This window comes from Arthrobacter sp. KKT183 (assembly GCF_055657625.1).
In genome coordinates this window covers 1,955,608-1,978,192 of the sequence record NZ_CM145770.1, presented here as the reverse complement: position 1 = coordinate 1,978,192, position 22,585 = coordinate 1,955,608, and the positions used below count along the sequence as shown (strand labels likewise).

The 22,585-nt window shown below is 63.0% G+C and carries 21 protein-coding genes, 4 tRNA genes and 1 riboswitch; of the genes, 9 read left to right on the top strand and 16 right to left on the bottom strand.

What is annotated here, in order from left to right; genetic code table 11:
* Positions 1-71 precede the first annotated feature (71 nt).
* The 9 genes from ACZ2GY_RS09435 to ACZ2GY_RS09395 all read right to left on the bottom strand — a co-directional run bounded on the left by ACZ2GY_RS09435 (position 72) and on the right by ACZ2GY_RS09395 (position 9,938).
* Positions 72-2,183, bottom strand: a complete 2,112-nt coding sequence (locus ACZ2GY_RS09435; protein WP_471671751.1) for a 3-hydroxyacyl-CoA dehydrogenase NAD-binding domain-containing protein — start codon at positions 2,181-2,183, stop codon at positions 72-74.
* Complete coding sequence (locus tag ACZ2GY_RS09430; RefSeq protein ID WP_277357290.1) at positions 2,180-3,427, bottom strand: thiolase family protein; 1,248 nt, start codon at positions 3,425-3,427, stop codon at positions 2,180-2,182. Before ACZ2GY_RS09430 ends, ACZ2GY_RS09435 begins: the two co-directional genes overlap by 4 nt.
* A 77-nt stretch (positions 3,428-3,504) precedes the next feature.
* Positions 3,505-4,800 carry an HRDC domain-containing protein gene (locus ACZ2GY_RS09425; protein ID WP_346028225.1) on the bottom strand — a complete coding sequence of 432 codons (1,296 nt, stop codon included), beginning with the start codon at positions 4,798-4,800 and terminating at the stop codon, positions 3,505-3,507.
* A gap of 96 nt (positions 4,801-4,896) precedes the next feature.
* Positions 4,897-5,526 (bottom strand): DUF3000 domain-containing protein, encoded by a 630-nt coding sequence (locus ACZ2GY_RS09420; protein WP_056549609.1) that lies wholly within the window; start codon positions 5,524-5,526, stop codon positions 4,897-4,899.
* Between the two features lie 90 nt (positions 5,527-5,616).
* On the bottom strand, positions 5,617-6,690 hold the full coding sequence (locus tag ACZ2GY_RS09415; RefSeq protein WP_277357292.1) for a threonine aldolase family protein: 1,074 nt from the start codon (positions 6,688-6,690) through the stop codon (positions 5,617-5,619).
* A gap of 37 nt (positions 6,691-6,727) precedes the next feature.
* Positions 6,728-7,453 carry an SDR family NAD(P)-dependent oxidoreductase gene (locus ACZ2GY_RS09410; RefSeq protein WP_471671750.1) on the bottom strand — a complete coding sequence of 242 codons (726 nt, stop codon included), beginning with the start codon at positions 7,451-7,453 and terminating at the stop codon, positions 6,728-6,730.
* Entirely contained in the window at positions 7,450-8,826 is a 1,377-nt protein-coding gene (locus ACZ2GY_RS09405) for a DUF6421 family protein (protein ID WP_404800685.1), read from the bottom strand. The genes ACZ2GY_RS09410 and ACZ2GY_RS09405 overlap by 4 nt, the downstream gene beginning before the upstream one ends.
* Positions 8,827-9,000: 174 nt before the next feature.
* Positions 9,001-9,435, bottom strand: a complete 435-nt coding sequence (gene msrB / locus ACZ2GY_RS09400) for a peptide-methionine (R)-S-oxide reductase MsrB (protein ID WP_471671749.1) — start codon at positions 9,433-9,435, stop codon at positions 9,001-9,003.
* 14 nt (positions 9,436-9,449) lie between these two features.
* Positions 9,450-9,938: a hypothetical protein gene (locus ACZ2GY_RS09395; protein WP_277357295.1), complete on the bottom strand. Its 489-nt coding sequence runs from the start codon at positions 9,936-9,938 to the stop codon at positions 9,450-9,452.
* Between the two features lie 105 nt (positions 9,939-10,043).
* On the opposite strand from ACZ2GY_RS09395, the gene ACZ2GY_RS09390 reads away from it, so the two are divergent.
* Positions 10,044-11,285, top strand: coding sequence for an alpha/beta hydrolase family protein (locus ACZ2GY_RS09390; RefSeq protein ID WP_277357296.1), 1,242 nt, complete (start codon positions 10,044-10,046; stop codon positions 11,283-11,285).
* On the opposite strand, the gene ACZ2GY_RS09385 is transcribed toward ACZ2GY_RS09390, so the two are convergent.
* Together ACZ2GY_RS09385 and ACZ2GY_RS09380 are read right to left on the bottom strand one after the other, a co-directional pair.
* Positions 11,271-11,717 (bottom strand): SufE family protein, encoded by a 447-nt coding sequence (locus ACZ2GY_RS09385; protein WP_471671748.1) that lies wholly within the window; start codon positions 11,715-11,717, stop codon positions 11,271-11,273. The genes ACZ2GY_RS09390 and ACZ2GY_RS09385 overlap by 15 nt on opposite strands.
* Positions 11,718-11,781: 64 nt before the next feature.
* Entirely contained in the window at positions 11,782-12,693 is a 912-nt protein-coding gene (locus ACZ2GY_RS09380; protein ID WP_277357298.1) for a sulfurtransferase, read from the bottom strand.
* A 258-nt stretch (positions 12,694-12,951) separates the two neighbouring features.
* Between ACZ2GY_RS09380 and zapE the strand changes: the two genes are divergently transcribed.
* Together zapE and ACZ2GY_RS09370 are read left to right on the top strand one after the other, a co-directional pair.
* Entirely contained in the window at positions 12,952-13,986 is a 1,035-nt protein-coding gene (gene zapE, locus ACZ2GY_RS09375; RefSeq protein WP_056549398.1) for a cell division protein ZapE, read from the top strand.
* Between the two features lie 363 nt (positions 13,987-14,349).
* Positions 14,350-14,412, top strand: a riboswitch (guanidine-III (ykkC-III) riboswitch).
* Positions 14,413-14,427: 15 nt separating this feature from the next.
* On the top strand, positions 14,428-14,742 hold the full coding sequence (locus tag ACZ2GY_RS09370; RefSeq protein WP_277357299.1) for a DMT family transporter: 315 nt from the start codon (positions 14,428-14,430) through the stop codon (positions 14,740-14,742).
* A 69-nt stretch (positions 14,743-14,811) separates the two neighbouring features.
* Here ACZ2GY_RS09370 and ACZ2GY_RS09365 read toward each other — a convergent pair.
* The 4 genes from ACZ2GY_RS09365 to ACZ2GY_RS09350 all read right to left on the bottom strand — a co-directional run bounded on the left by ACZ2GY_RS09365 (position 14,812) and on the right by ACZ2GY_RS09350 (position 15,209).
* Positions 14,812-14,885, bottom strand: a tRNA-Gly gene (locus ACZ2GY_RS09365).
* Positions 14,886-14,915: 30 nt separating this feature from the next.
* Positions 14,916-14,987, bottom strand: a tRNA-Val gene (locus ACZ2GY_RS09360).
* Between the two features lie 20 nt (positions 14,988-15,007).
* A tRNA-Cys gene (locus ACZ2GY_RS09355) sits at positions 15,008-15,081 on the bottom strand.
* A 54-nt stretch (positions 15,082-15,135) separates the two neighbouring features.
* Positions 15,136-15,209, bottom strand: a tRNA-Gly gene (locus ACZ2GY_RS09350).
* Positions 15,210-15,438: 229 nt separating this feature from the next.
* Here ACZ2GY_RS09350 and ACZ2GY_RS09345 point away from each other — a divergent pair.
* From ACZ2GY_RS09345 to rpe, 5 genes are all read left to right on the top strand, one after another.
* Positions 15,439-16,416, top strand: a complete 978-nt coding sequence (locus tag ACZ2GY_RS09345) for a cytochrome (protein ID WP_471671747.1) — start codon at positions 15,439-15,441, stop codon at positions 16,414-16,416.
* Positions 16,417-16,537: 121 nt separating this feature from the next.
* Positions 16,538-17,125, top strand: a complete 588-nt coding sequence (gene def, locus ACZ2GY_RS09340) for a peptide deformylase (RefSeq protein WP_471671746.1) — start codon at positions 16,538-16,540, stop codon at positions 17,123-17,125.
* The gene (gene fmt, locus ACZ2GY_RS09335) at positions 17,122-18,039 is read left to right on the top strand and encodes a methionyl-tRNA formyltransferase (RefSeq protein ID WP_471671745.1); all 918 of its coding nucleotides are present in this window, start codon (positions 17,122-17,124) and stop codon (positions 18,037-18,039) included. The genes def and fmt overlap by 4 nt, the downstream gene beginning before the upstream one ends.
* Positions 18,036-19,532 (top strand): RsmB/NOP family class I SAM-dependent RNA methyltransferase, encoded by a 1,497-nt coding sequence (locus tag ACZ2GY_RS09330; protein WP_277357303.1) that lies wholly within the window; start codon positions 18,036-18,038, stop codon positions 19,530-19,532. The genes fmt and ACZ2GY_RS09330 overlap by 4 nt, the downstream gene beginning before the upstream one ends.
* 42 nt (positions 19,533-19,574) lie before the next feature.
* Positions 19,575-20,243 carry a ribulose-phosphate 3-epimerase gene (rpe, locus tag ACZ2GY_RS09325; RefSeq protein WP_471671744.1) on the top strand — a complete coding sequence of 223 codons (669 nt, stop codon included), beginning with the start codon at positions 19,575-19,577 and terminating at the stop codon, positions 20,241-20,243.
* A gap of 10 nt (positions 20,244-20,253) precedes the next feature.
* Here the strand turns inward: rpe and ACZ2GY_RS09320 are convergent, their stop codons facing one another.
* Positions 20,254-20,931 carry an acVLRF1 family peptidyl-tRNA hydrolase gene (locus ACZ2GY_RS09320; RefSeq protein WP_277357304.1) on the bottom strand — a complete coding sequence of 226 codons (678 nt, stop codon included), beginning with the start codon at positions 20,929-20,931 and terminating at the stop codon, positions 20,254-20,256.
* A gap of 60 nt (positions 20,932-20,991) precedes the next feature.
* Here ACZ2GY_RS09320 and ACZ2GY_RS09315 point away from each other — a divergent pair, with 60 nt between their 5' ends.
* Positions 20,992-22,440 (top strand): replication-associated recombination protein A, encoded by a 1,449-nt coding sequence (locus ACZ2GY_RS09315; protein ID WP_471671743.1) that lies wholly within the window; start codon positions 20,992-20,994, stop codon positions 22,438-22,440.
* Positions 22,441-22,585 lie beyond the last annotated feature (145 nt).

The following is a 22,585-nucleotide window of genomic DNA, read 5'->3' as shown; positions in this document are numbered from 1 at the left end:
CCCAACCGCGTCGAGCGGGCAGTTGGCCTCCGAAGAGAAGAACTGCCCGCCGAAGCGGTTGTACAGGTGAATCAGTGGAAGGATTTCCCGTTGACCCGTGTCGATGCGCCGACCCTGTCCAGATAGGGCGTGATGCCGCCAAGATGCATCGGCCAACCGGCACCAAGGATCATGCACAGGTCAATGTCCTCCGGTGCAGCGACCACTTCCTCCGCGAGCATGCGGCCGATCTCATCGGCCAGGGCGTCCTGCGTTCGTCGCAGGACCTCCTCGCTGGAGGACGGTGATGAGCCGAAACTGAGCAGCGCGAGCGTGGATTCGGACGCTACCTCCGTGCCGGCGTCGTCCTGCTCCCATAGTCCCTTCCTTCCCGCGTCGATCAGGATCTGTTGATTCCTGGACAGGTAGAAGCGGTCGCCGAAGGCCGTGTTCAGTGACTCCTGCACGTGCTGACCCACAGGCAAACCCACCAGTGCGAGCAGCTTGAAGGGTGTCATCGGCAGCCCCATGGGCCGCAGCGCCCTGTCCGCGGTGGCAGCGTCGGTTCCCTCATCAAAAGCCGCAGTGATTTCGCCGAACATGCGCCCCAGTATCCGGTTCACAACGAAGGCGGGGGCGTCCTTGACCAGCACTGCGGTTTTCTTGAGTTCCTTGCCGACCGCGAAAGCTGTTGCCAGGACCTCGTCCGCGGTGCGCGGAGCCTTCACAATTTCCAGCAGCGGCATGGCGGCCACCGGATTGAAGAAATGAAAACCGACGACGCGCTCGGGATGCAGGAGATCCTCAGCCATGGCGGCTACAGAGAGCGAAGAGGTGTTGGTTGCCAGAACGCATTCAGCCGAGACCACTTGCTCCACCTCTGCGAACACTGACTTCTTGATGTCCAGTTCTTCGAAAACAGCTTCAATCACGAAATCGGCGTCGGCGAAGGTTTCCTTCGACACCGAGCCGGATACGAGTGCCTTTATGCGGTTTGCCTTATCCGGGGAGAGACGCCTCTTCGCCAGCATCTTGTCGACTTCCGAGTGGACCCAGCCGACTCCCTTGTCTACCCGCGCCTGATCAATGTCTGTGAGGACAACGGGGACGCTCAGCTGACGGGCGAACAGGAGCGCGAGCTGGCTGGCCATGAGTCCTGCACCCACCACGCCCACTTTTGTCACCGGCCGGGCAAGCGAGCGGTCCGGTGCTCCCGCCGGGCGCTTGGCCCGCTTCTGCACTAGATCGAGGAATGCGTAGACCGTGTCATGAAATTGCGGGGTGAGCATCAGTTCGGTCAAGGCTGCACATTCGGCCGCAGCAGATTCCGCCTGGGTCCGGGTTCGAGCAGACTCGAAGAGGTCCAGGACCTTTCCGGGCGCGGGCGCGGCGTTCGAGGTTTTCGCCTCGACGAAAGCCCGGCCGGCCGCGGCGGCCGCTTCCCAGTCGCCGTCATCATATGCAGACAAGGCGGCGCGGCGGTCGTGGATGCCTGACGCGTTCTTCAGGACATCCGCCCCCCAGCGGATGGACTGCTCGAGGAAATCTGCGGGTTCGAAGAGCGCGTCAGCGATGCCGATCTCGTAGGCGGCCTGCCCATTGAGGGTGCGGTTGTTGCTGAGCGGGTTCTCGATCATGACCTTCACCGCCGCGCGCGGGCCGGTTAGCCGAGGCAGGCGGTATACCCCTCCCCAACCGGGAACCAGCCCGATGAACGCTTCGGGTAGCCCGATGCCGTTTGCACCGGTCGAGACCGTCCGATAGTCGGCAGCGAGTGCGATCTCGAGTCCGCCGCCGAGGGCCACTCCATTGATGAAGGCGAAGCTGGGAACACCGAGCGACCCGAGCAGATTGTAGGCGGCATGGCCGAGCTCTGCCATCAGGCGGCCATGTTCGGACGCTTTCAATGACTTGACTGTGGAGAGGTCTGCACCCGCCGCCAGGAAATAGGGCTTCCCTGTCAACGCTACGGCGGTGATCTCGCCTAGCGCCGCACGGCCTTTCAGGGTTTCGAGGGTGCGCCCGAACTCGATGAGCGTGGCCGGTCCCAGGGTGGTGGGCCTGCTGTGGTCCAGCCCATTGTCGAGGGTGATCAGTGCCATGGTTCCTGCGCCGCCGGGAATCGGCACATCTTCCACGAGTGAGTGCGTGACGACCTCGCCCGGCACCAGCGCGGACAGTTCCTCAAAGCGGTCGAAACTCATGCTGCTTCCTCCGTGATGTGTCCTGAGTAGTCGGCGTGATGCGGGTTTTCCCAGATGACGGTTCCGCCCATGCCCAGCCCAACACACATGGTGGTGATTCCGTACCGGACCTGCGGGTCTTCCTCGAACTGCCGGGCCAGTTGAGTCATGAGGCGCACCCCGGACGAGGCGAGGGGATGGCCTACCGCGATGGCTCCGCCATAGCGGTTCACACGCGGATCATCATCGGCGATGCCGAAGTGGTCGAGGAAGGACAGAACCTGGACGGCAAATGCCTCGTTGATCTCGAAGAGACCGATGTCGTCGATGGTGAGGCCGGCCTGGCTCAGGGCCTTTTCGGTAGCGGGTACGGGGCCGATGCCCATGACCTCCGGCTCCACCCCGGCGAACGAGTAGGCGACAAGGCGCATCTTTGCAGGAAGACCCAGTTGGTGTGCGGCCTCAGCCGAAGCAAGCAACGCGACTGTGGCTCCGTCATTGAGTCCGGCTGCGTTGCCGGCCGTGACCCGCCCGTGCGGGCGGAACGGGGTGCGAAGCGCGGCGAGGTCCTCGAGAGTGGTGCCGGGCCGCGGTGGCTCGTCCTGCTGGCTGAGCGTCCAGCCTGAGTCCGGCTTCCTTCCGGCGACGGGAACGAGATCCGGCTGGATCTGGTTTCGCCCGTACGCTGCAGCGAGCTTCGTCTGGCTGGCCACGGCGTAGGAATCCGCGCGATCCTTGGTGATGGCGGGAAAGCGGTCGTGAAGGTTCTCTGCCGTATTGCCCATATTCAACGCTGCGGGATCCACGAGACGCTCCGATAGAAAACGCGGATTGGGATCGGTGCCTGAGCCCATGGGGTGGTTGCCCATGTGTTCCACGCCTCCGGCGATTACAACATCGTAGGCGCCGAAGGCGATGCCTGACGCAGTGGTTGTCACCGCGGTCATGGCACCGGCGCACATGCGGTCGATGGCGAACCCCGGGACTGTTCGCGGCAGGCCCGCCAGCAGGGCAGCGGTTCTCCCGATGGTGAGTCCCTGATCACCCGCCTGCGTGGTCGCGGCGATAGCGACGTCGTCGATCCGCTCTGGAGGAAGGGAAGGGTTGCGGCGCATCAGCTCGCGGATGCACTTGACGATCAGGTCATCGGCCCGCGTGCCGGCGTGAATCCCTTTGTCTCCGGCCTTGCCAAAGGGTGTCCGGACGCCGTCGACGAAGACGACGTCCCTGATCTGTTGCCGTGCTGCTGTGGCTGGTGTGGGCACAATCGCTCCTCATTGAGTTCGGGAATCCGACGCCTATGTTACTCGCGGGTAACATTGTGCCGCAACATGCCGATCTGTTATTGCTTCGGCGCTTTCGGCTGCTTCGGCTGAAGTGGGTCGGGATCAAGAAACGCTACGGTGAGCACTGCGGCAACGTGCTCGATCTGCCAGCGGCGTGCGCCGAGGTCAGCAAGGGAGGCGGCGATCGACTCGAGATCGAGCGGCTCGGGCGGACGCCACGCCACCCTCCGCAGGAAGTCGGGAGTCAGGAGGTTCTCCACCGGCATAGTCAACTTCTCCGCGACCGCAGCAATCCGCGGTTTGGCGGTTTGCAGGCGTGCTGCTGCCGTCGGGTCTCTTTCAGACCAGACACGAGGGGGCGGAGGAGCGTTCGTGGGGAGCTGCAGTTCGGGGAGATCGCGGGTGGTCCGTGCCATCGAAAGACACCGAAGCCACCGTGGCGCCTCGCGTTGTGCGGCCCGACCATGGAACCCGTTGACGGCCAGCAGCTGGGGGACCGTTTGCGGCATTGCTTTCGCGGCCGCCACGATTGCGGCATCGGGAATCAGCCGGCCAGGCGCGACGTCGCGTTTTTGGGCCAGCAGTTCCCTTTCCTCCCACAGCTCGCGGACGGCAGCCAGCTGCCGTCGGTCGCGAATCTGGTGAACCCCGGACGTCCGCCGCCACGGGTCTGTTTTCGGGGGTGCCGGGGGGCTGGAGCGAATGAACTCGAACTCTTCCTCGGCGAAGCGCAGTTTGCCGTCCTCGCTGAGTAACTCAATAAGGCGGGCGCGCAGCTCAATCAATACTTCGACGTCGAGCGCTGCATACCGGAGCCACGGTTCAGGCAGGGGACGCTGGGACCAGTCCGCTGCAGAGTGTTCCTTGGCCAGCGTGAATCCGAGCAGGTGTTCGATCACAGCGGCCAGACCAACGCGCGGGAGTCCGGCGAGCCGCGCTGCAAGTTCGGTGTCGAAAAGTTTGTCCGGCCACATGCCCAACTCAGACAGGCAGGGAAGGTCCTGGGTTGCCGCATGCAGGATCCATTCAACGCCGGAGAGTGCCTCGTTGATGATGCGCAGATCAGGAAATGGTTCCGGATCGATGAGCCAGGTTCCTGCGCCTTCCCTGCGGATCTGCACGAGGAAAGCCCGCTGTCCGTACCGGAAGCCCGATGCCCGCTCGGCATCCACCGCCGCTGGTCCGTTGCCGGCGGCGAGCTCACGGGCGGCGCGCTCCAAACCTGCCGGTGTGTCGATGACGTAGGGAACGCCGTCCTGGGGTTCGTCAAGAAGCGGCAGGACTGCTATGGAGCCCTGTCCGGATGCGTCGTCGTTGTGGGCGCGGCTGTCAGGCTCGGATTGCACGGTCATGATGATTCCAGTCTAGCCGGGCACGTCCGGGGATGCCGGGGAAGTGGAATTTCGACGCCGGTGCAGCTGTCGGCATGCACGGGAAGAGACTGAAGGTTAACTTCGGCGCCGGTTCGGGAGCGCTGCAACTCCCTCAGGAAGCGGCGGAAGACCGGCAAAAGTGCACACCATGTCCGCCCATGCCTCCAGATGTTTCTGGACACTGTCCGAATCCGGCGTCCAGGAAGCTCGCAGCTCGATGTCGATCGTGTCTACTCGGTCGGCGAGTGATCCGTAGCTTTCGGAGAGAATGCGCGTGGCGGTGCCGCCCGCGGACCGATACCCGGCGTCGTGTGTCTGCAGGGCCTCCACCAACCACGTCCACGCCACGGATCCGAGGAGGGCGTCGTTGCCCATATCGGGTTCGAGTTGGGCGCGGATATAGGTAACGATACGAAAGGTGCCATCCCAGACCTCGGAGCCGTCCGGGTCATAAAGGAGTATGAAGCGGCCGGTGGCAAGTTCTTCGGCGTGATTGTCCGCGAAAGCAGCCCGTGCAGGTCCATGCACCGGCAGGGGGCCCGGCTGGGCGCTCTGAAGGACTTCAGCTCCGAGAGCCACCGCATAGGGCGCAAGGCGGGAAGGAGCCGGAATCTCGTCGAGGCGAAGTTCATTACGGCATCTCGCCTGCCTCAGCCCGGCCAGGGCGTTCAGGAATTCAGGGGGAACCTGCGAGAGGTCACCAATTGCACTCACTCTCGCAGGTTATGCCCCAATCGCACCCGCGGCCGGGCAGCCACGCCGGGTGCAGGGGCATCTGTCCAACGGCCTGAGTGCTCAGGAAGAGCGGGTTTCGCGTCGGATGGCCTCCGCAAAGGCATCTACATCTTCGGCGGTGGTGTCGAAGGTGCACATCCAGCGCACCTCGCCGGTCGACTGGTCCCAGTCGTAGAAGCGGAAGTGTTCGCGGATTCGGTCTGCCACGCCAGGAGCGAGGGTAGCGAACACGGCGTTGGCCGCCGTCGGCTGGGTAAGCTGGACGCCGTCGATTCCGGAAACCGCCGCGGTGAGCCGTGCAGCCATGGCGTTTGCGTGACTCGCCGAACGCAACCACAGGCCGTCTTCAAGCAGCGCCACGAGCTGAGCGGACACAAACCGCATCTTCGAGGCGAGTTGCATGTTCATCTTCCGGAGGTACTCCAGACCGGTGGCAGCAGCGGGATTCAGGACAACAACGCACTCGCCGAACATGAGCCCGTTCTTGGTCCCGCCGAACGAGAGAACGTCGACGCCCGCGTCGCGGGTGAAGGCGCGCAGCGGCACGCCGAGAGCGGCTGCCGCATTGGCAATCCGTGCTCCGTCCATATGCAGGTGCATGCCCCTGGCGTGAACGTGATCGGCGATGGCGCGGATCTCCGCGGGAGTGTAGAGCGTCCCCAGCTCGGTGGTTTGAGTGATCGATACGGCGAGCGGCTGTGCCCGGTGCTCATCTCCCCATCCCCAGGCTTCCTGATCGATCAGCTCCGGCGTGAGCTTGCCGTCCGGTGTAGGAACGGCCAGTAGCTTCATCCCGCCGATTCGCTCGGGCGCCCCATTTTCATCGACGTTGATATGCGCGGTCTTGGCACAGATAACTGCGCCCCAGCGGGGTAGCAGCGATTGGAGGCTCAGTACGTTGGCGCCGGTTCCGTTGAACACCGGGTAGGCGATGGTGTCAGCTCCGAAGTGCTCCCGCATGAGTTCCTGGAGCCTTCGGGTGTACACGTCCTCCCCGTAGGCAACTTGGTGGCCTTCATTGGCGGCTGCCAGCGCGGCGAGTATCTCGGGATGCACGCCGGAGTAGTTGTCCGACGCGAAGCCGCGTACCTGGGGATCGTGGAGACGGGCGGGAGCGGAGATGGTGTCAGTCACTGGTCCATTATCTCGTATCGGGAAGCAGGGGAAGTTGTCAGGACGCGGGGTTGACCCTTTGCCCGTTGATTGCCGCCGCATCGAGCTCGAACAGGCCGGCCAGAGTCGCGGCTAGATCACGAACATGGGTGTACCCCGGGAAGCGGCGTTCGGGACTCTCAGCACGCATTTTTTCGTCGAGAAGAGCCTTGACCACCACGATCGAGGCAGCGGCACGGGCTTGCCCGTTCGGGTGCGCCGCTGCGAACTCCCGCCCCACAGCGCGCACCCACGTCTCAGCCGCCGCTTTGATCGCTGCATATGAAGCGCTGGAGGCAGTAGGTGAATCGACCGCCGTCGCTGACACGATCGCAAGCCTGCCCCGCTGTGACCGTTCCAGGTCGCCGGCGAACGCCCTCGAGGTATTGCGAAGGGTGGTGAGGATTGAACGATGAAGGAAATCGTAGTCCTCGTCGGATTGCCCGGCGATGCCTGAGCCGCCGCGCCAGCCGCCTACCAGATGAATCAACCCATCCACGGTGGTTCCAGCAGCGCGCAGGTCGTTCGAGAGCGACAAAACGGCGGCGAAATCCGCGAGGTCACAGGTTCTCAATTCCGCACCTGACAGATGGCCAAGCGCTCGTTCAAGGCGCGTGGAGTCTGATCCGACCGCAATGACGCGCGCGCCGGCCGAGGTGAAGGCTTCGGCAGCCGCTATACCCGCCTGGCTGGTTGCTCCCGCAATGAGAACGTTCAGACCTGACAGGCCGGGAGACTCCGTCACGCGGTAGCCCCGGTGATCCCCGCGGTGGACGCGATGACGTCCTTCATCTTCTTGTCCAATGCCTCGAAGAACATTGAGAGGGGGAATTCGTCATCGAGAACCGCATCGGTCAGGCCGCGTGGAGGACCCTCCAGAGGCAGTGCGTCGGCTCCCTTGGCCCACACTGATGCCGGATGCGGGGTCACTGTTTCGGAAACCAGCTCGTAGGCTGCAAGCCAGTGTGCGATCTTCGGCCGGTCGATCGAGCTCCAGTAAAGCTGCTGAATCTTCTCGCCGAGTGCAATAACGACGCCGGGAACTTCCTCCCAGTCGATGGTCAGCGTGGTGTCGGTCCAGTGGAGAACGTGGTTCTGGTGTAGCCAGGCGAACAGCAACTGTCCGCCCAAGCCGTCATAGTTCCGCACCCGGCTGCCGGTGATGGCGAAGCGGAAGATGCGGTCGAAAATAACTGCATACTGCACGAGGCGTGCGTGGTGGCGGGCCTCCTCGGAGGCGTCGTCGTCGGCTGCAATCCTCACCGATTCGCGGAAAGCGGTGAGATCGCATCGCAGTTCCTCAAGTGAATACAGGAAGTACGGCATGCGCTGCTTGATCATGAAGGGATCGAAGGGGAGATCACCGCGCATGTGGGTGCGGTCGTGAATCAGGTCCCACATGACAAAGGTTTCCTCCGCCAGCTGCTGGTCCTCGACGAGTTGCCGGGCTTCATCCGGCAAGTCCAGGCGCGTGATCTCTGCGGCTGCGGTCACGACGCGACGGAAGCGTGCCGCTTCGCGGTCCGCGAAGATGGCGCCCCAGGTGAACTGGGGCGTCTGCCGCACAGCGACGGTCTCCGGGAACAGTACGGCGGAGTTTGTGTCGTAGCCCGGCGTGAAGTCCAGGAACCGGATCGGTACGAACAGCTTGTTCGAGTATTCTCCCGCCTCAAGCTCGGCAATGAAATCGGGCCACACTACTTCGATCAGCACTGCCTCGACAAAGCGGTTGGAGCTGCCGTTCTGCGTGTACATCGGGAAGACCACAAGGTGCTGCCGCCCGTCCACCCGATCCAGCTGAGGCTGGAATTCAACCAGTGAATCGAGAAAATCGGGAGCGCCCAGGCCTGCGGCTTTCCACCGGCCGAAATCTTCCATCAAAGCTTCGTGGTAGGCGGCGTCATGGGGGAAGAGGGGAGCGAGTTCCCTGATGGACCGCACGATTGTATCTACGTGCGTTCCGGCTCCGGTCACCTCCGACGCATCGGCGATGGATCCATCCTTGGCCTGCAGGTTCTGCAGGGAGGCAGCCGCGCTTTTGAGCGCCAACCAAGCATCATGATGGTGCGGGCTCTGAGTAGTTTGGGTCCGTACGTGGGAGTCGAGGGTCTGGGTCACGATTACTCCTCATGGTGGTGGGCTGTTGGTTTCCACGAGCGTAACAACGGAACAGCACACCTGATCCTCAAATGGATGCGACTTAAGGAACTCTAATGCTCGGACTGCCTCGGGTCTCAGGGAGGCACAGCACTGCTGTAGCCCTGTCGCCTGGGTGGGTCGCTGTGAAGGGCGTCAGTCCTTCGGAACGAGCCTCATGGACACCGAATTGATGCAGTAGCGCTGATCAGTGGGAGTGCCGTAACCCTCGCCCTCGAACACGTGCCCGAGGTGTGAGTCGCAGTGTCCGCAGCGAACTTCGATCCGTTCCATGCCGAAGGCCCGGTCCTTGATGTAGCGGACCCTGTCTTCGGCCAGCGGCGCCCAGAAAGACGGCCAACCGCAGTGTGAGTCGAACTTCTCGTTGCTGGTGAACAATTCATGACCGCATGCCCTGCACTGGTAGACCCCCTGCGCATGGGTGTCGTGATACTCACCGGTGAAGGGACGTTCGGTTCCCGCCTGTCGAAGTACGTAATACTCCTCCGGGGTCAATTCCCGGCGCCATTCCTCATCACTCTTCTGGATGGGGGAGTTGTCAACATGCGGCAGTGATTCTGATGTACTCATGTTTCCTTCAACGCCTAGGAGTCACCGATAAATCCCGAGCCCGCATAGAGGTGGAGAACGGGGACTCCGAGTTTCTCCTGAGCGCGGTTGGCCCAGTCCCGGTGAAGGGTGTCAGCGACCGCATGCGGCCGCGTGATGACCACTGCCTGGTGTGCGCCGCGTTCCCTCACGGCATTGACCATCGCCTCCACCGCGTTACCCTGGGCGGTGAAACCATCGGCCCTCAATCCCGCCCCTATCAGGGCCTCAAGTGAGCCTTGAAGAGCCTGATCGGCCGAGATACGGACCTCCTCCTCGGTGGGCCGGTGGGACAGTCCCTGCACTGCCTCGCTGAATTCCAGGAGGCTCAGATGATGGAGGAACTCCCCGAGCACGTTTGTGTGCCGGTCTTCCGGAATAACCACTGTGTACGTAGAGTCACCTCCATCGACCAGCGACGACAAATGGGTGGCGTCAGCGGCTGTCAACGGCACCTCAGCGAGCACAACGATTGTTTCCTCCATGTGCCAACAGTAGTCGCCGACCCACCCGCCACCTAGGAGCGGCTCGACACTCCACGCAGGGGGGCAGTCCGCTGCTGCGCCGCTCGCGTAGGCGAGAATGTAGCCATGCCTCTCAGCTTCCCTCCGGCCGAAGCGGACCGTCAGACATGGCTTCGTTGGGCAGTCCTCGGACTTGGTTCAGGCGTCGCCGTCAGTTCCGTCATCGCTGGTGCCGCCTCCGCTTTGGCAGCGCACTTCGCTAAAGAGGTGGTTACACCGCGGAAACGAGACGAGAACCTGGAGATCTTCGCCGTGGTACAGACGGGCGGAGGCCTGGAAGTGATTCTCCCGGCGAACGAGGACACCACCGTGGACGGCACCTACAGTCTGTACTTCGACGAGGGCCGCGGGCATGCCCGGATAGGAGCGATCCGTTCGTTCGTCCCCCGGGAGGGCACAGTTCAGCGTGAGGTGGAGGCGGTCTACTCGGGTGACATCAGAACGGCAATACGGGGCTGGTGGAGCGGTGCCGTCTACCCCACACCTTCGGCCCTCGGCTTCGCAGACGAACACGTGGACGTACCTGTTGCCGGCGGCACCGCGCCCGCCTGGCTGGTGCGTGCTGAAAATCCTGCCGCTACGTGGGCGATTATGGTGCACGGTAGGGGAGTGCAACGCTCCGAAGGTCTGCGCGCAGTGCACACAGCACGCGAACTCGGTATGACGAGCTTGCTGGTTTCCTACCGCAATGACGGCGAAGCGCCTTTTGCTGCTGACGGAAAATACGGGCTGGGCATGACCGAGTGGCAGGACATCGAGTCCGCGATGGAGTACGCCTTTGACCAGGGTGCACAAGATGTCGTGTTGTTCGGCTGGTCCATGGGAGGCGCAATCTGCCTGCAGGCGGCGGATGTGTCCGGGTACCGCTCGAGGATCCGGGCGTTGGTGCTTGACGGCCCGGTGATTGACTGGATGAATGTCCTGACCCACCAGGCAGAGCTGAACCGTATTCCCGCTCCGGCCGGCAGGCTGGGCCAGTGGCTCATCTCGAACAGCTTCGGACGGATTGTGACCGGGCTGTCTACACCGGTGGATCTCAAAAGCATGGACTGGGTGTCCAGGGCGGACCAGGTGACCATCCCCGTCCTGATTCTGCATAGTGAGGATGACGAGTTTGTCCCGGTAGGACCCTCCGCTGAGCTTGCCGAGCGCAACCCCGGGTTTGTCACGTTCGAGCGGTTTTACCGCGCACGCCATACCAAGGAATGGAACGTTGACCCTGCGCGGTGGCACTCGGTGACAGCGGATTGGCTCCTGCGCGAGGTGTTCGGCCGCGTGGAACCGAAGCGGGCCCTAAGCCGCCCCTGATTCCCGAATCTTGCGCTTGATCCGCCCCAGCATCGCCGCCATGCCGCGCATGCGCAGGGGAGTAATGGCACGTGTGAGGCCGAGCCTCTCGGGAACGTCATCCGGAACAGCAAGGATCTCCGCTGCAGGCAGCCCGTCCAGGCCTTCCCGGAGCACGCCGGCGAAACCACGGGTAGTAGGAGCTTCCTGAGGCGCCGAGAAAAACAGGGATACGGATTTTTCGGTGTCATCGGCAATATCGAGCGTCAAGAAGAGCGGGCTCTGGCACTCCACAACCTGCTCAAGAAGCTCAGGGTGGTCGGTGAGCCGCTCCGGCAGCGGAGGCAGTCCCCTGGAAAACTCAAGGAGCAACTGGAGCCGGTCAGGTTCGGACAGAGCCTGGAAATCTTCCACGATCTCGGCGAGCTGCTGGGGTAATGCGCTTGTTGTCACTGTCATCCTCACGATTGCCCCGGGACCGTGACCCCGGGGCTTCTTCAGTCAGTCTGGGTTTGTTCTATCGCTGCCGGGCGGGAACAGGGGCCACGCCGGGCTCCGACCCCTTAACGATCGGCACGCGTACTACGTTGCCCCACTCGGTCCATGAGCCGTCGTAGTTGCGCACATTCTCGAAACCGAGAAGGTGCTGAAGAACGAACCAGGTGTGGCTGGAACGCTCACCGATTCGGCAGTAGGCAACGACGTCGTCCCCTTCATTCAATCCTGCCTCGCCGCGGTAGATCGCATCCAGTTCACCCCGTGTGCGGAAGGTTCCGTCATCAGCAGCGGCACGTGCCCAGGGCACAGACACAGCTGACGGGATGTGCCCGCCGCGCAGCGCGCCCTCTTCCGGGTATGCCGGCATATGGGTGCGCGCGCCGGTGTACTCGTCAGCGGACCTGACATCGATCAGCGGGTTACCGAAGTGGCCCAGAACATCAGTCAGGTAGGCCCGGATGGGAGCGTCATCGCGCTCGACCACGGGATATTGAGTTGTTTCGGGCCGGGGTACGTCCGTGGTGAGGGAACGGCCCTCTGCAATCCACTTGTCGCGTCCGCCGTCGAGCAGGCGTACGTCCTCGTGCCCGAACAAACTGAAGACCCACAGCGCGTAAGCGGCCCACCAGTTCGATTTGTCACCGTAAATCACGATGGTGCTGTCCCGGGAGATGCCCTTGGCGGACATGAGACGAGCAAAGGCTTCGCCGTCGACATAATCGCGGGTGACCTCATCATTGAGGTCCGTATGCCAGTCGACTTTCACGGCCCCCTCGATGTGGCCTGTCTCGTAAAGAAGCACGTCCTCGTCCGATTCGACAATCACGAGACCCGGCGTGCCGAGATTGTCGGCAAGCCACTGGGTTGAAACCAGGCGCTCGGGGTGGGCGTACTGGGCAAACTTCTCATTCGAATCTGTTGCGACACTCATCCGTTGGAGCCTTCCTGCGTTGGTGATAGCTCTTTCCTATCTACCCTAACCACGCGTCCTACCAATTATTTCCGGGCAGGTCACGGGGCGCCATATAAAGTTGGACGAGGGGTCCGGCTACCTTGAACGGGAGTTGACGCGGCCCGCTGTCAGAGGTCCGAATGGGCCGCTGGGGCTGGCCCGGCTGCTGACGTATCCTTGCCTAGCACGGCTCGCAAAGGCCTGCTTGTAGATCACCGACGAAAGACGCACTCATCTGTGGCCACCATTGAGCACCTGACCCAACGATCGCCGCAGGTATCTGTGGATGAACTGCTGGACGGCTTTTTCCCGTCACAGCGCTTCGGAGCCGTATCTTTCGATTCCTATCAACCCGATCCGGGGCAGCCGTCGCAGACCGCCGCGGTCAAGGCCCTGCGCCACTTCGCAGCAGCCGTGAACACCCCCAAGCCAAGCGGCCTTCGCAAAATCTTCGGGGCAAAGCGCGAGGAGAGCCGCGCAGGCATCTATCTCGATGGCGGCTTCGGGGTGGGCAAAACGCACCTCCTTGCTTCCCTCTGGCATGCCAGCGAAGGAAAGAAGGCTTTCGGAACCTTCGTGGAGTACACAAATCTGGTCGGTGCTTTGTCCTTCAGGCGTACAGTGGACGCGCTGAGCACATACCAACTCGTCTGCATCGACGAGTTCGAGCTGGATGACCCTGGTGACACAGTGTTGATGTCACGGCTGATGCGGGAGCTGGCGGATGCTGGGGTGAAACTTGCAGCAACATCGAACACGCTGCCGGGTTCCCTGGGGGATGGCCGGTTCGCGGCCGTTGACTTCCAGCGCGAGATCCAGGTTCTTTCGGATCAGTTCGACGTGGTCCGGATCGATGGCGAGGATTACCGCCACCGTGGACTTCCGGAAGCCCCCGCACCATTGACCGAACAGCAGGTGCGACGCCGGGCTAGGCATCTGCCGGACGAGGTCACGGTTGCCGAAGACAACTTCGGCGATCTCATCAAGCACCTGGCGGGTGTTCATCCCAGCCGGTACCGGCAGCTCATCGATGGGATAGACGCCGTTGCCTGGCACGAGGTGTACACCATCACCGAGCAGGCGGTGGCACTGCGCTTTGTCGTGCTGGCTGACCGCCTGTATGACCGGGATGTACCGATCCTCGCCAGCGGTATGCCGCTGAGTGACCTTTTCACACCAGAAATGATGTCTGGTGGCTACATGAAGAAGTACTATCGCGCTGTTTCCCGCCTGACCGCCCTGGCCCGCCAGGGAGCGGAAGCAGGCGGCTGAAGCGACCGCGAAGGTTTCCGGCGCGACTTCCGGGATGACAAAGGCGCCGACGCTGTCTCTCGGCAGGGTCGGCGCCTTCTTGTCGTGCTAAAGGCTGATTATCAGGCCGAAGCGTTGGGTGATTCAGCCGGCCGGTCGATGTCCTGACCGTCAATCTCAAGTCCGGTTGCTTTGTCCTTCAACTCTCCGGCCCTGCCTTTGAGCCCGTCAACTACAGACACAGACACCTCCCTTCTTTCCCGTGGAACCTGTTGTTCCACCCACTTTCATCATCATAAGGAGCAGAGAGGAGCCAGCCAAGGGTTTGAGCTTTCGCCCTGAGCGTGATCCGTCTTGCTGGGGGTGCAGCAGTGTGCGAATCTGAAGCGGCCAAGCAGGCACCCGGACGAGGTGCGCCGTACCCGGCCAGTGACAAGACGGCGCTGGAGGAGCGAGCAGACCATGGCGTGGTTTGTACTGGTTGTGTCAGGAGTGCTTGAGGCCGTATGGGCCACCGCGCTTGGGAAGTCTGAGGGATTCAGCAAGCTATGGCCGACGGTGATTTTCGCCGTGGGACTGGTGTTGAGTATGGCTGGTCTTGCATGGGCCATGCGAACGTTGCCGACCGGAACGTCCTACGCGGTATGGGTGGGCATCGGCGCTGCCCTGACGGTCACTTATGCAATGATCTTCGACGGCGAGGCGGCCTCGCTGCTGAAGGTCCTGCTTGTCCTTGGGATAGTCGGCTGCGTTATTGGTTTGAAAGTTCTTCATTGAGCCGAACAGACCCGAGGACAAGGACAGGCTCCCTCCAAAAGGAGGAAGCCTGTCCTGTCGCTGCATGAGAGCGGACGACGGGATTCGAACCCGCGACATCCACCTTGGCAAGGTGGTGCTCTAGCCAGCTGAGCTACGTCCGCGAAAAAGCGCCCCCGTGGAGGCGCTTTGTGTGGGCGATACTGGGATCGAACCAGTGACCTCTTCCGTGTCAGGGAAGCGCGCTACCGCTGCGCCAATCGCCCAGGTCTTGCAATTCACCGTATGGAGGTGGGGACGGGATTCGAACCCGCGTATACGGCTTTGCAGGCCGCTGCCTAGCCACTCGGCCACCCCACCGTGACCCGCCGAAGCGGGATCACCAGCCGGAGCCAGCGAATACAGTGACTTGCGAGCGGACGACGGGATTCGAACCCGCGACATCCACCTTGGCAAGGTGGTGCTCTAGCCAGCTGAGCTACGTCCGCAGAGAAAATTTGCCGGGACTGAAATGAGTTTCCCCACGGTGCCCTGCGTCTTTCCAACGAATAAAAACAATATCGGAGGAACCGGGCTTCGTCCAATTGAGCGGACTTCGGAGCGCCGCGCCCTGCAAGGGGTAGTTCTACGATATAAGCACAGATCAAGTACGCACTTCACGCTCCAGAGCAGGAGTACCCGCGAAGAAGTGTCGGACCGGGATGACACACTTGTTGCATGACCGAGCCGCTCCTCGCACACGCCACCGAACGCGGGCGTATGTATTCCCGATCCGTCACGAGTGATCCCCTGGTTCCTTCGATCACAACCGTCATCTCGCAGGCTCAGAGTTCCTCGCTGGATGGCTGGTTCGGATACATGGCCGCCAGTGCCCTTGCACAGGATCCGCGCCTGGCGTCCTCGCTCGGCAACCCAAGCGAAATGCGGGCAGTCATCAAAGACGCTTCGAAGGCAGCCGAGCGCTACCGTGATGATGCCGCGCGGCGCGGAACACGTGTCCATTACTACTGTGAGCAGGTTGCTCTCCGCGACCTCGGACGGTCCCACCGCCTCGACGAGGCCCGCACGGATCTTGCCCAGCATGGGGAGGATGCCTTCGCTGCCCGTTTCGATGAGTGGTGGGATCTTTACCAGGTAAAGCCGATCGCACCCGAAATTACCGTCTGGAACTCGGAACTGGGCTATGCCGGGACCCTTGACCTGGTGGCCACGATCGCCGGACGCTTATGCGTCGTCGATTTCAAGACCCGCGCCACGGATCGCGATGGCATGGTGAAGCCGTTGGACGAGAAGGTAGTCATGCAGCTCGTTGCTGGTATGAAGGCACAGGAGTCGTTGGTGGACCCGCATGCAGGCACCTGGGAACCCTGGAAATACGGGGAAGATCCTGTTCTGCTGGGTGTGGCGATCGGCCAGACCGAAGTCCGGGCGCATCGGGCAAATCCGGATGTCCTCAAAGAGCACTGGTTCAAGTTCTGCGCCCTGCGGCGGGCGTGGGAAGCCGGCAGCAATGCGGCCGGCGCGGGACGCCCGCTCCTGACCGTTCCTCCGCCGCCGCGGGCCGCTGTTGGGGTGGCTGCGACCAACAGGTTGGAGAGCTCAACCGGCAGTGGCAGCGCCGGACGTCCCCCAGAGGAAGGGAACCGCGACTACGCGCCTCAGGGCGGGGTTCCAGAGCATTCGATGGAGGGTTGAGGATCGCCCTGGCCTAGAATTGACCAGGCATTCTGGACAGAAGGGCGTGGTCGGCGGCTTTCCATTCCCGTCCATGGCGTCGCAGACAATTTCCCAAGCACAGATGAGGATGTTCAACCGGATGACGGTTCTGAGTATCAGAATGATCGGTGATCCCGTACTACGGACGCCTGCGGCGGAAGTGACCGAGTACGGTCCGGACCTGGCGCGGCTGGTGCAGAACATGGTTGAGACCATGCATAGCGTGCGGGGTGCAGGGTTGGCGGCGCCCCAGGTCGGTGTCGGCTTGCGGGTTTTCACTTATGCCGTTGACGGAGAAGAAGGTCATGTCATCAATCCGCGGCTGACAACTTCCGGCGGGCTGCAGACCGACGATCAGGAGGGCTGCCTCTCTGTGCCGGGCATCGGGTTCCCACTTCCGCGCGCCGAGGAGGTCCTGCTCAAGGGATTCAGCGTGACCGGAGAACCGGTGCAACTCAACGCCACGGGGATGCTTGCGCGCTGCTTCCAGCATGAAACCGATCATCTTGATGGGCGTCTTTACATAGATCGTCTGGCGGGCGAGGACCGCCGCAGCGCCATGCGCGCTATCCGTAACGGACGCTACAGCGACGTCACTCTCGACACCGTATCCAAGCGGTCCGGAAACGTCGGATCAGCGTTCGGCATGAAAGCGTCCCTGCCGGGCAGCCAGGGCGCCGGCGCATGAGAATACTTTTCGCCGGAACGCCTCAGGTGGCAGTGCCGTCCCTGAATGAGCTTCGTTGGGCCGGCCATGAGGTCGCCGCCGTGCTCACACGGGCGGATGCCCTTGTGGGGCGGAAGAAAGTCCTCACGCCGAGTCCCGTTGCCCAGGCTGCAGCCGAGGCAGGTCTGGAGATCATCAAGGCAAACCGTATCGACGAGCCGGTTGTTGAGCGCTTGAAGGCGCTGGACCTGGATGCTGCGGTGATCGTCGCATACGGCGGCCTTGTTCCACCCGCAGCGCTGCAACAACCCCGGTTTGGTTGGATCAACCTCCACTTCTCCCTGCTGCCGTCCTGGCGGGGTGCGGCACCCGTGCAGCACGCGCTGATCAACGGGGATGACATCTCGGGGGCATCCACGTTCCTTCTCGAGGAGGGCCTGGACACCGGGCCGGTGTTCGGGACAGTGACGGAGCCGGTCCGTTCCGAGGACACTAGTGGCGTCCTCCTGGAACGCCTGTCTCAGAGCGGCGCGGTACTTCTTTCCCAGACGCTTGCCGCGCTCGAGCAGGGACGCGCAGTCCCTGTTCCCCAAAGCGGCGAAGTGTCCCTCGCTCCCAAGCTCTCGAGCGCCGACGGAAGAATCCGTTGGTCTGATCCGGCCCTCGCAATCAAGCGCCGGATCAGCGGTGTGACACCGGAACCCGGTGCATGGACCTTGCTGGACGGACAGCGCGTCAAGCTCGGAGTAGTTCTTCTTCATCCCGACGTCGGAGAGATTCCTTCGGGCCGCGTTCGTGAAAGGGACGGGGCCGTGCTCGTGGGGACAGGCTCGCATGCGGTCCAACTGACGGAGGTTCAACCTGCAGGCCGTTCTATGCTCGCCGCTGCCGAATGGTTCCGCGGAACTCGCCGAGAGGATCTGATTTTCGAATGACACCTGAATACCGGTCCGGAGAATCAAGCCGTCGCAATGAGCGGGGACGCGAACGCAACAGGTCAGGTGAGCGTAAGTTCTCCGCGACCGCACCGGGAGAACGCACCCGGCGGGCGGATCCGGCCCGCCTCGTGGCTTTCGAAGTCCTGCGGGCTGTCGCGGCCGACGACGCCTATGCGAACCTCGTGCTGCCGACCAGCATCCGCAAGCATCGCCTTGGCCGTCAGGACGCAGGCTTCGCCACCGAATTGGCTTACGGGGCTCTTCGCGGTCAGGGCACGTATGACGCCATCCTCTCGCTGTGTGTCGATCGTCCGCTTGCGCAGCTTGATCCGGCTGTCCTTGATGCGCTAAGGCTAGGCGTCCACCAGTTGATGGCAATGCGCGTCCCCCCGCACGCAGCACTTGACCAGACGGTGGGGCTTGCCAGAGCCGTCATTGGAGCCGGACCATCTTCCCTGATCAATGCCGTACTTCGGAAGGTTTCCCGCAAGTCCTTTGCTGAGTGGCTAGACATGCTCACAGAGGGGGTTGAGGACCCTGTCCGCGTCAGTTCGCTGCGCCATAGCCACCCGGAATGGATCGTCCGCACCATGCGGCAAAGCCTCGTGAATCACGGGCGTTCCGTCGTCGAGATCGACGACCTGTTGGCTGCAGACAATGCCGCGCCCGTCGTCAACCTGGTTGCATTGCCGGGTATCGGAGAACTTGACGAAGCGCTGGAAGCCGGTGCCCGCGCAGGCGAGCTGGTGGCGGATTCAGCGTTGTTCGCCGCCGGCGACGTCGGCCGGCTTGAGTCAGTTCGATCCGGGCGAATCAGAGTGCAGGACGCCGGATCCCAGCTGGTCGCGCGTGCCCTGGCCGCCGTCGAGGTTGATCATCCTCCGGAAGACGGCGAAGAGTGGCTTGACCTGTGTGCCGGTCCGGGTGGTAAGTCGGCCCTGCTGGCCGCGATCGCCGCCCAGCGCGGTTACAGGCTCGTAGCAAACGAACCAGCCGAACACCGTGCAGCGCTCGTCCGGCAAGCCCTTGCCGCAGTGGATCCGGCCGTATGGAGCGTACGTGTGGGTGACGGGCGCAGCATCGGGGAATCCTACCCTGGGGGATTCGACCGCATCCTTGTCGACGCGCCGTGCACCGGTCTGGGTGCGCTCCGCCGCAGGCCTGAGGCCCGTTGGCGCCGCCAGCCCTCCGATCTCGCGGAACTGGGACCCCTGCAGCGGGCTCTGCTCGCGGAGGCCCTCGAAACGGTTCGTCCGGGCGGTGTGGTGGCCTATGTCACCTGCTCGCCGCATCCCGCAGAAACTACGGCCGTCGTTCAGGACAGCCTCCGCGGCAGGGACGGTTACGTGCTTCTGGACGCGGGCCAGGTGCTGGATGGCGTGAGCAAGAGCGGTTCACTCCACGCGGGCCATGAGTCAACGGCGCAACTGTGGCCGCACGTACACGGTACCGATGCCATGTTCCTCGCCCTGATCCGACGGGCAACCTAGCGTTCGAGTCCCGACGGTTCACCCCCAAAGAAAGGTCGAACATTGAGAACCTGCTGCATTCACCCAAGCATCCTGTCGGCGGACTTCGTCAACCTGCAGTCCGAACTCGGACGCATTTCCACTGCGGACGCCGTGCACGTGGACGTCATGGACAACAGGTTCGTTCCCAACCTCACGCTCGGGCTTCCAGTTGTGAAACGGATTCAGGCAGTGAGTCCCGTCCCGCTGGACGTGCACCTCATGATTGACGACGCCGACCGCTGGGCCCCTGAGTATGCCGCCGTGGGTGCCGCTTCAGTCACATTCCATGCCGAAGCGGCTCGGGCACCGATCAGGCTGGCACGGGAATTGCGTTCAGCAGGCACACGCGCGGGTATGGCTCTGCGCCCCGCTACCGCCGTCGAGCCCTATCTGGACATGCTCGGCGAGCTGGACATGCTGCTCATCATGACAGTGGAGCCCGGCTTCGGGGGACAGTCTTTCCTTGATGTGACGCTTCCCAAGATCCGGCGGGCGGCCGAGGCCATCCGCGGCTCAGATTTGCCGCTTGTCATTCAGGTCGACGGGGGTATCACGAAGGACACCATAGTCCGCGCAGCCGAAGCCGGAGCTACGGTTTTCGTGGCGGGGTCTTCGGTCTATGGTGCAGAAGATCCCGCGGAGGCCATCGCGGGGCTCCGGCGGGCAGCGTCTGACCAGCACACCCGGTAGGCATTAGGGCTTAGGCCGGCGGTATGCCGGTCAGGGTGATACGCAGCGCCCGCGTGTCGGCAGCCGCCTGGCGGAGCACGTCCTGGCGTGGGTCGGGTACGGGCAGGAGAGGCAGGCGGGGGAGACTGCGGTAGGCAGCCAGTCTCGCGTGCCCAAGGCACTCGGAGAAAAGCTTTGCGTCGCCGCCCGGCTGTAGGCAGGCAGGATGGTCCGCGTCGAAGAGGACAGCCGCCCGCTCTGCTGCGGTATCGACCAGTGCATCAGCCTGGTTGGCCCTTCGCCGGGCGAACCGCTGCTGGGACCAGCCGCCGGCGGCGGTACGTGACTGGACATAGCGGGTGCCGTTCTTCGAAGCGATGAGGGCTCCCTCCCTTGCAATCCCGACGCCGTAGCCGCCGCGCCGGATCAGGAGCACACCTACGGTGACTGGAACCGACGAAACCCGGATCAGTGCTTCAATCGCCGGCTGCGGCTCGGACGGCATCGGTTCACTGAAGACCTCACTCCGGCTGAGAACAGCAAGGGGAGCGGCGATCTCGGCCCTGCACCCATTTGCGGCCCGCAGGACCACAACGCCGGCCTTGCGATCGGCGTGTTCTGCAGAGAAAGTTCCGTTTCGCTCGCCGAAGCGCTGCACCCAGCCGGCCAGGCGCTCGGGCGTGACCAGCACCGACCGTTTGTCCTGCACGTCGCTTCCTTTCGGACCTGTGGGCATTGGGTGTCAGAGGTTCACAGTAGCCTTGGCACTGTGAACGACCTATTCAGCCTCGACTCCGACGGCTATGGCGAGCCGGCTACCGCCTCGGGGACGGAACGCAACCGGCCACGCAGCCCGCTGCCGGTGCGGATGCGCCCGCGCACGGTCGATGAAGTGGTTGGGCAGCAGCACCTCCTCGGTGTGGGGTCTCCGCTTCGGACCTTGGCGGCAGGGGAGCCGGCCGCACGCACGGGAGCTCCAACGTCCGTCATCCTTTGGGGGCCGCCCGGTACAGGAAAGACCACGCTGGCGCATGTCATTGCGCGCGGTCAGGGCCGCAAATTCGTCGAACTGTCTGCAATAACCGCAGGCGTCAAGGACGTCCGCCGGGTGATGGATGAAGCCCTGTCCAACCGGGACCTGCACCGCATCACAACAGTTCTTTTTCTGGATGAGATCCACCGTTTCAATAAGGCGCAGCAGGATGCGCTGTTGCCCGGCGTCGAGAACGGCTGGGTAGTACTCATTGCGGCCACTACGGAGAACCCGTCGTTCTCGGTTGTCTCCCCGCTGCTGTCCCGTTCCCTTCTGCAGACGCTGAAGCCGCTCACTGAAGAGGACATCAGTGCACTGCTGCAACGCGCCGTGGAGGACCCGCGCGGCCTGGCAGGAGAAGTCGCGCTCGAGGAGGATGCGCTGGCGCACCTGGTGAGGTTAGCCGCCGGCGATGCCCGTCGGGGACTGACGGCACTTGAGGCAGCTGCCGGCGTCGCATGCTCCGCGGTATCGGAACAGGGACCGGACGAGGATGAAGACGGGGAAGCGGAAGAGGCATCGGCGAGCGAAGGAGCCCACCCTGGACCTGTCCGCATCACGCTCCAGCATGCCGAAAAAGCTGTTGACGTCGCTGCCTTGCGCTATGACCGCGCAGGGGACCAGCACTATGACGTGGTCAGCGCCTTCATCAAGTCCCTGCGCGGTTCAGATGTGGATGCCGCGCTGCACTACCTGGCCCGCATGCTGGAATCCGGCGAAGACCCCCGCTTCGTGGCACGCAGACTGATGATCTCCGCGGCGGAGGACGTCGGGATGGCAGATCCCACTGCGCTCCAGACAGCGGTTGCTGCGGCACAGGCCGTTCAGCTGATTGGAATGCCGGAGGGCCGCATCATCCTCGCGGAAGCTGTCGTGCATATTGCCACCGCACCGAAGTCAAACGCCGCCTACAACGGAATCAATCGGGCTATCGCCGATGTTCGGGCGGGAAAGGGGCAGGGCATACCCGCGCACCTTCGGGACGCCCACTATCCCGGCGCACGGCAACTGGGCCACGGGAAAGGGTACGTTTATTCACACGATGAACCCCATGGAATCGCGAGCCAGCAGTATGCACCGGATGACCTCGTGGGCACCGACTACTACGTTCCGACTGACCGGGGTACCGAACGGACAGTTTCCGCGCGGCTGGAGAAACTTCGCGCCATTATTCGGAACCGCTGAGCACTGCTAGGATAGTGCGTTGACTGGCAAGTCGCGGCTCATGCATGCGCTACCCTCAGGTCTGAATTGACTCAGATCCGTTGGGCAGCAGCACCAGTGAGAACCCGCGGACTGTAGTACCGGAAAAGCGGCCCCTTCCGGCTCT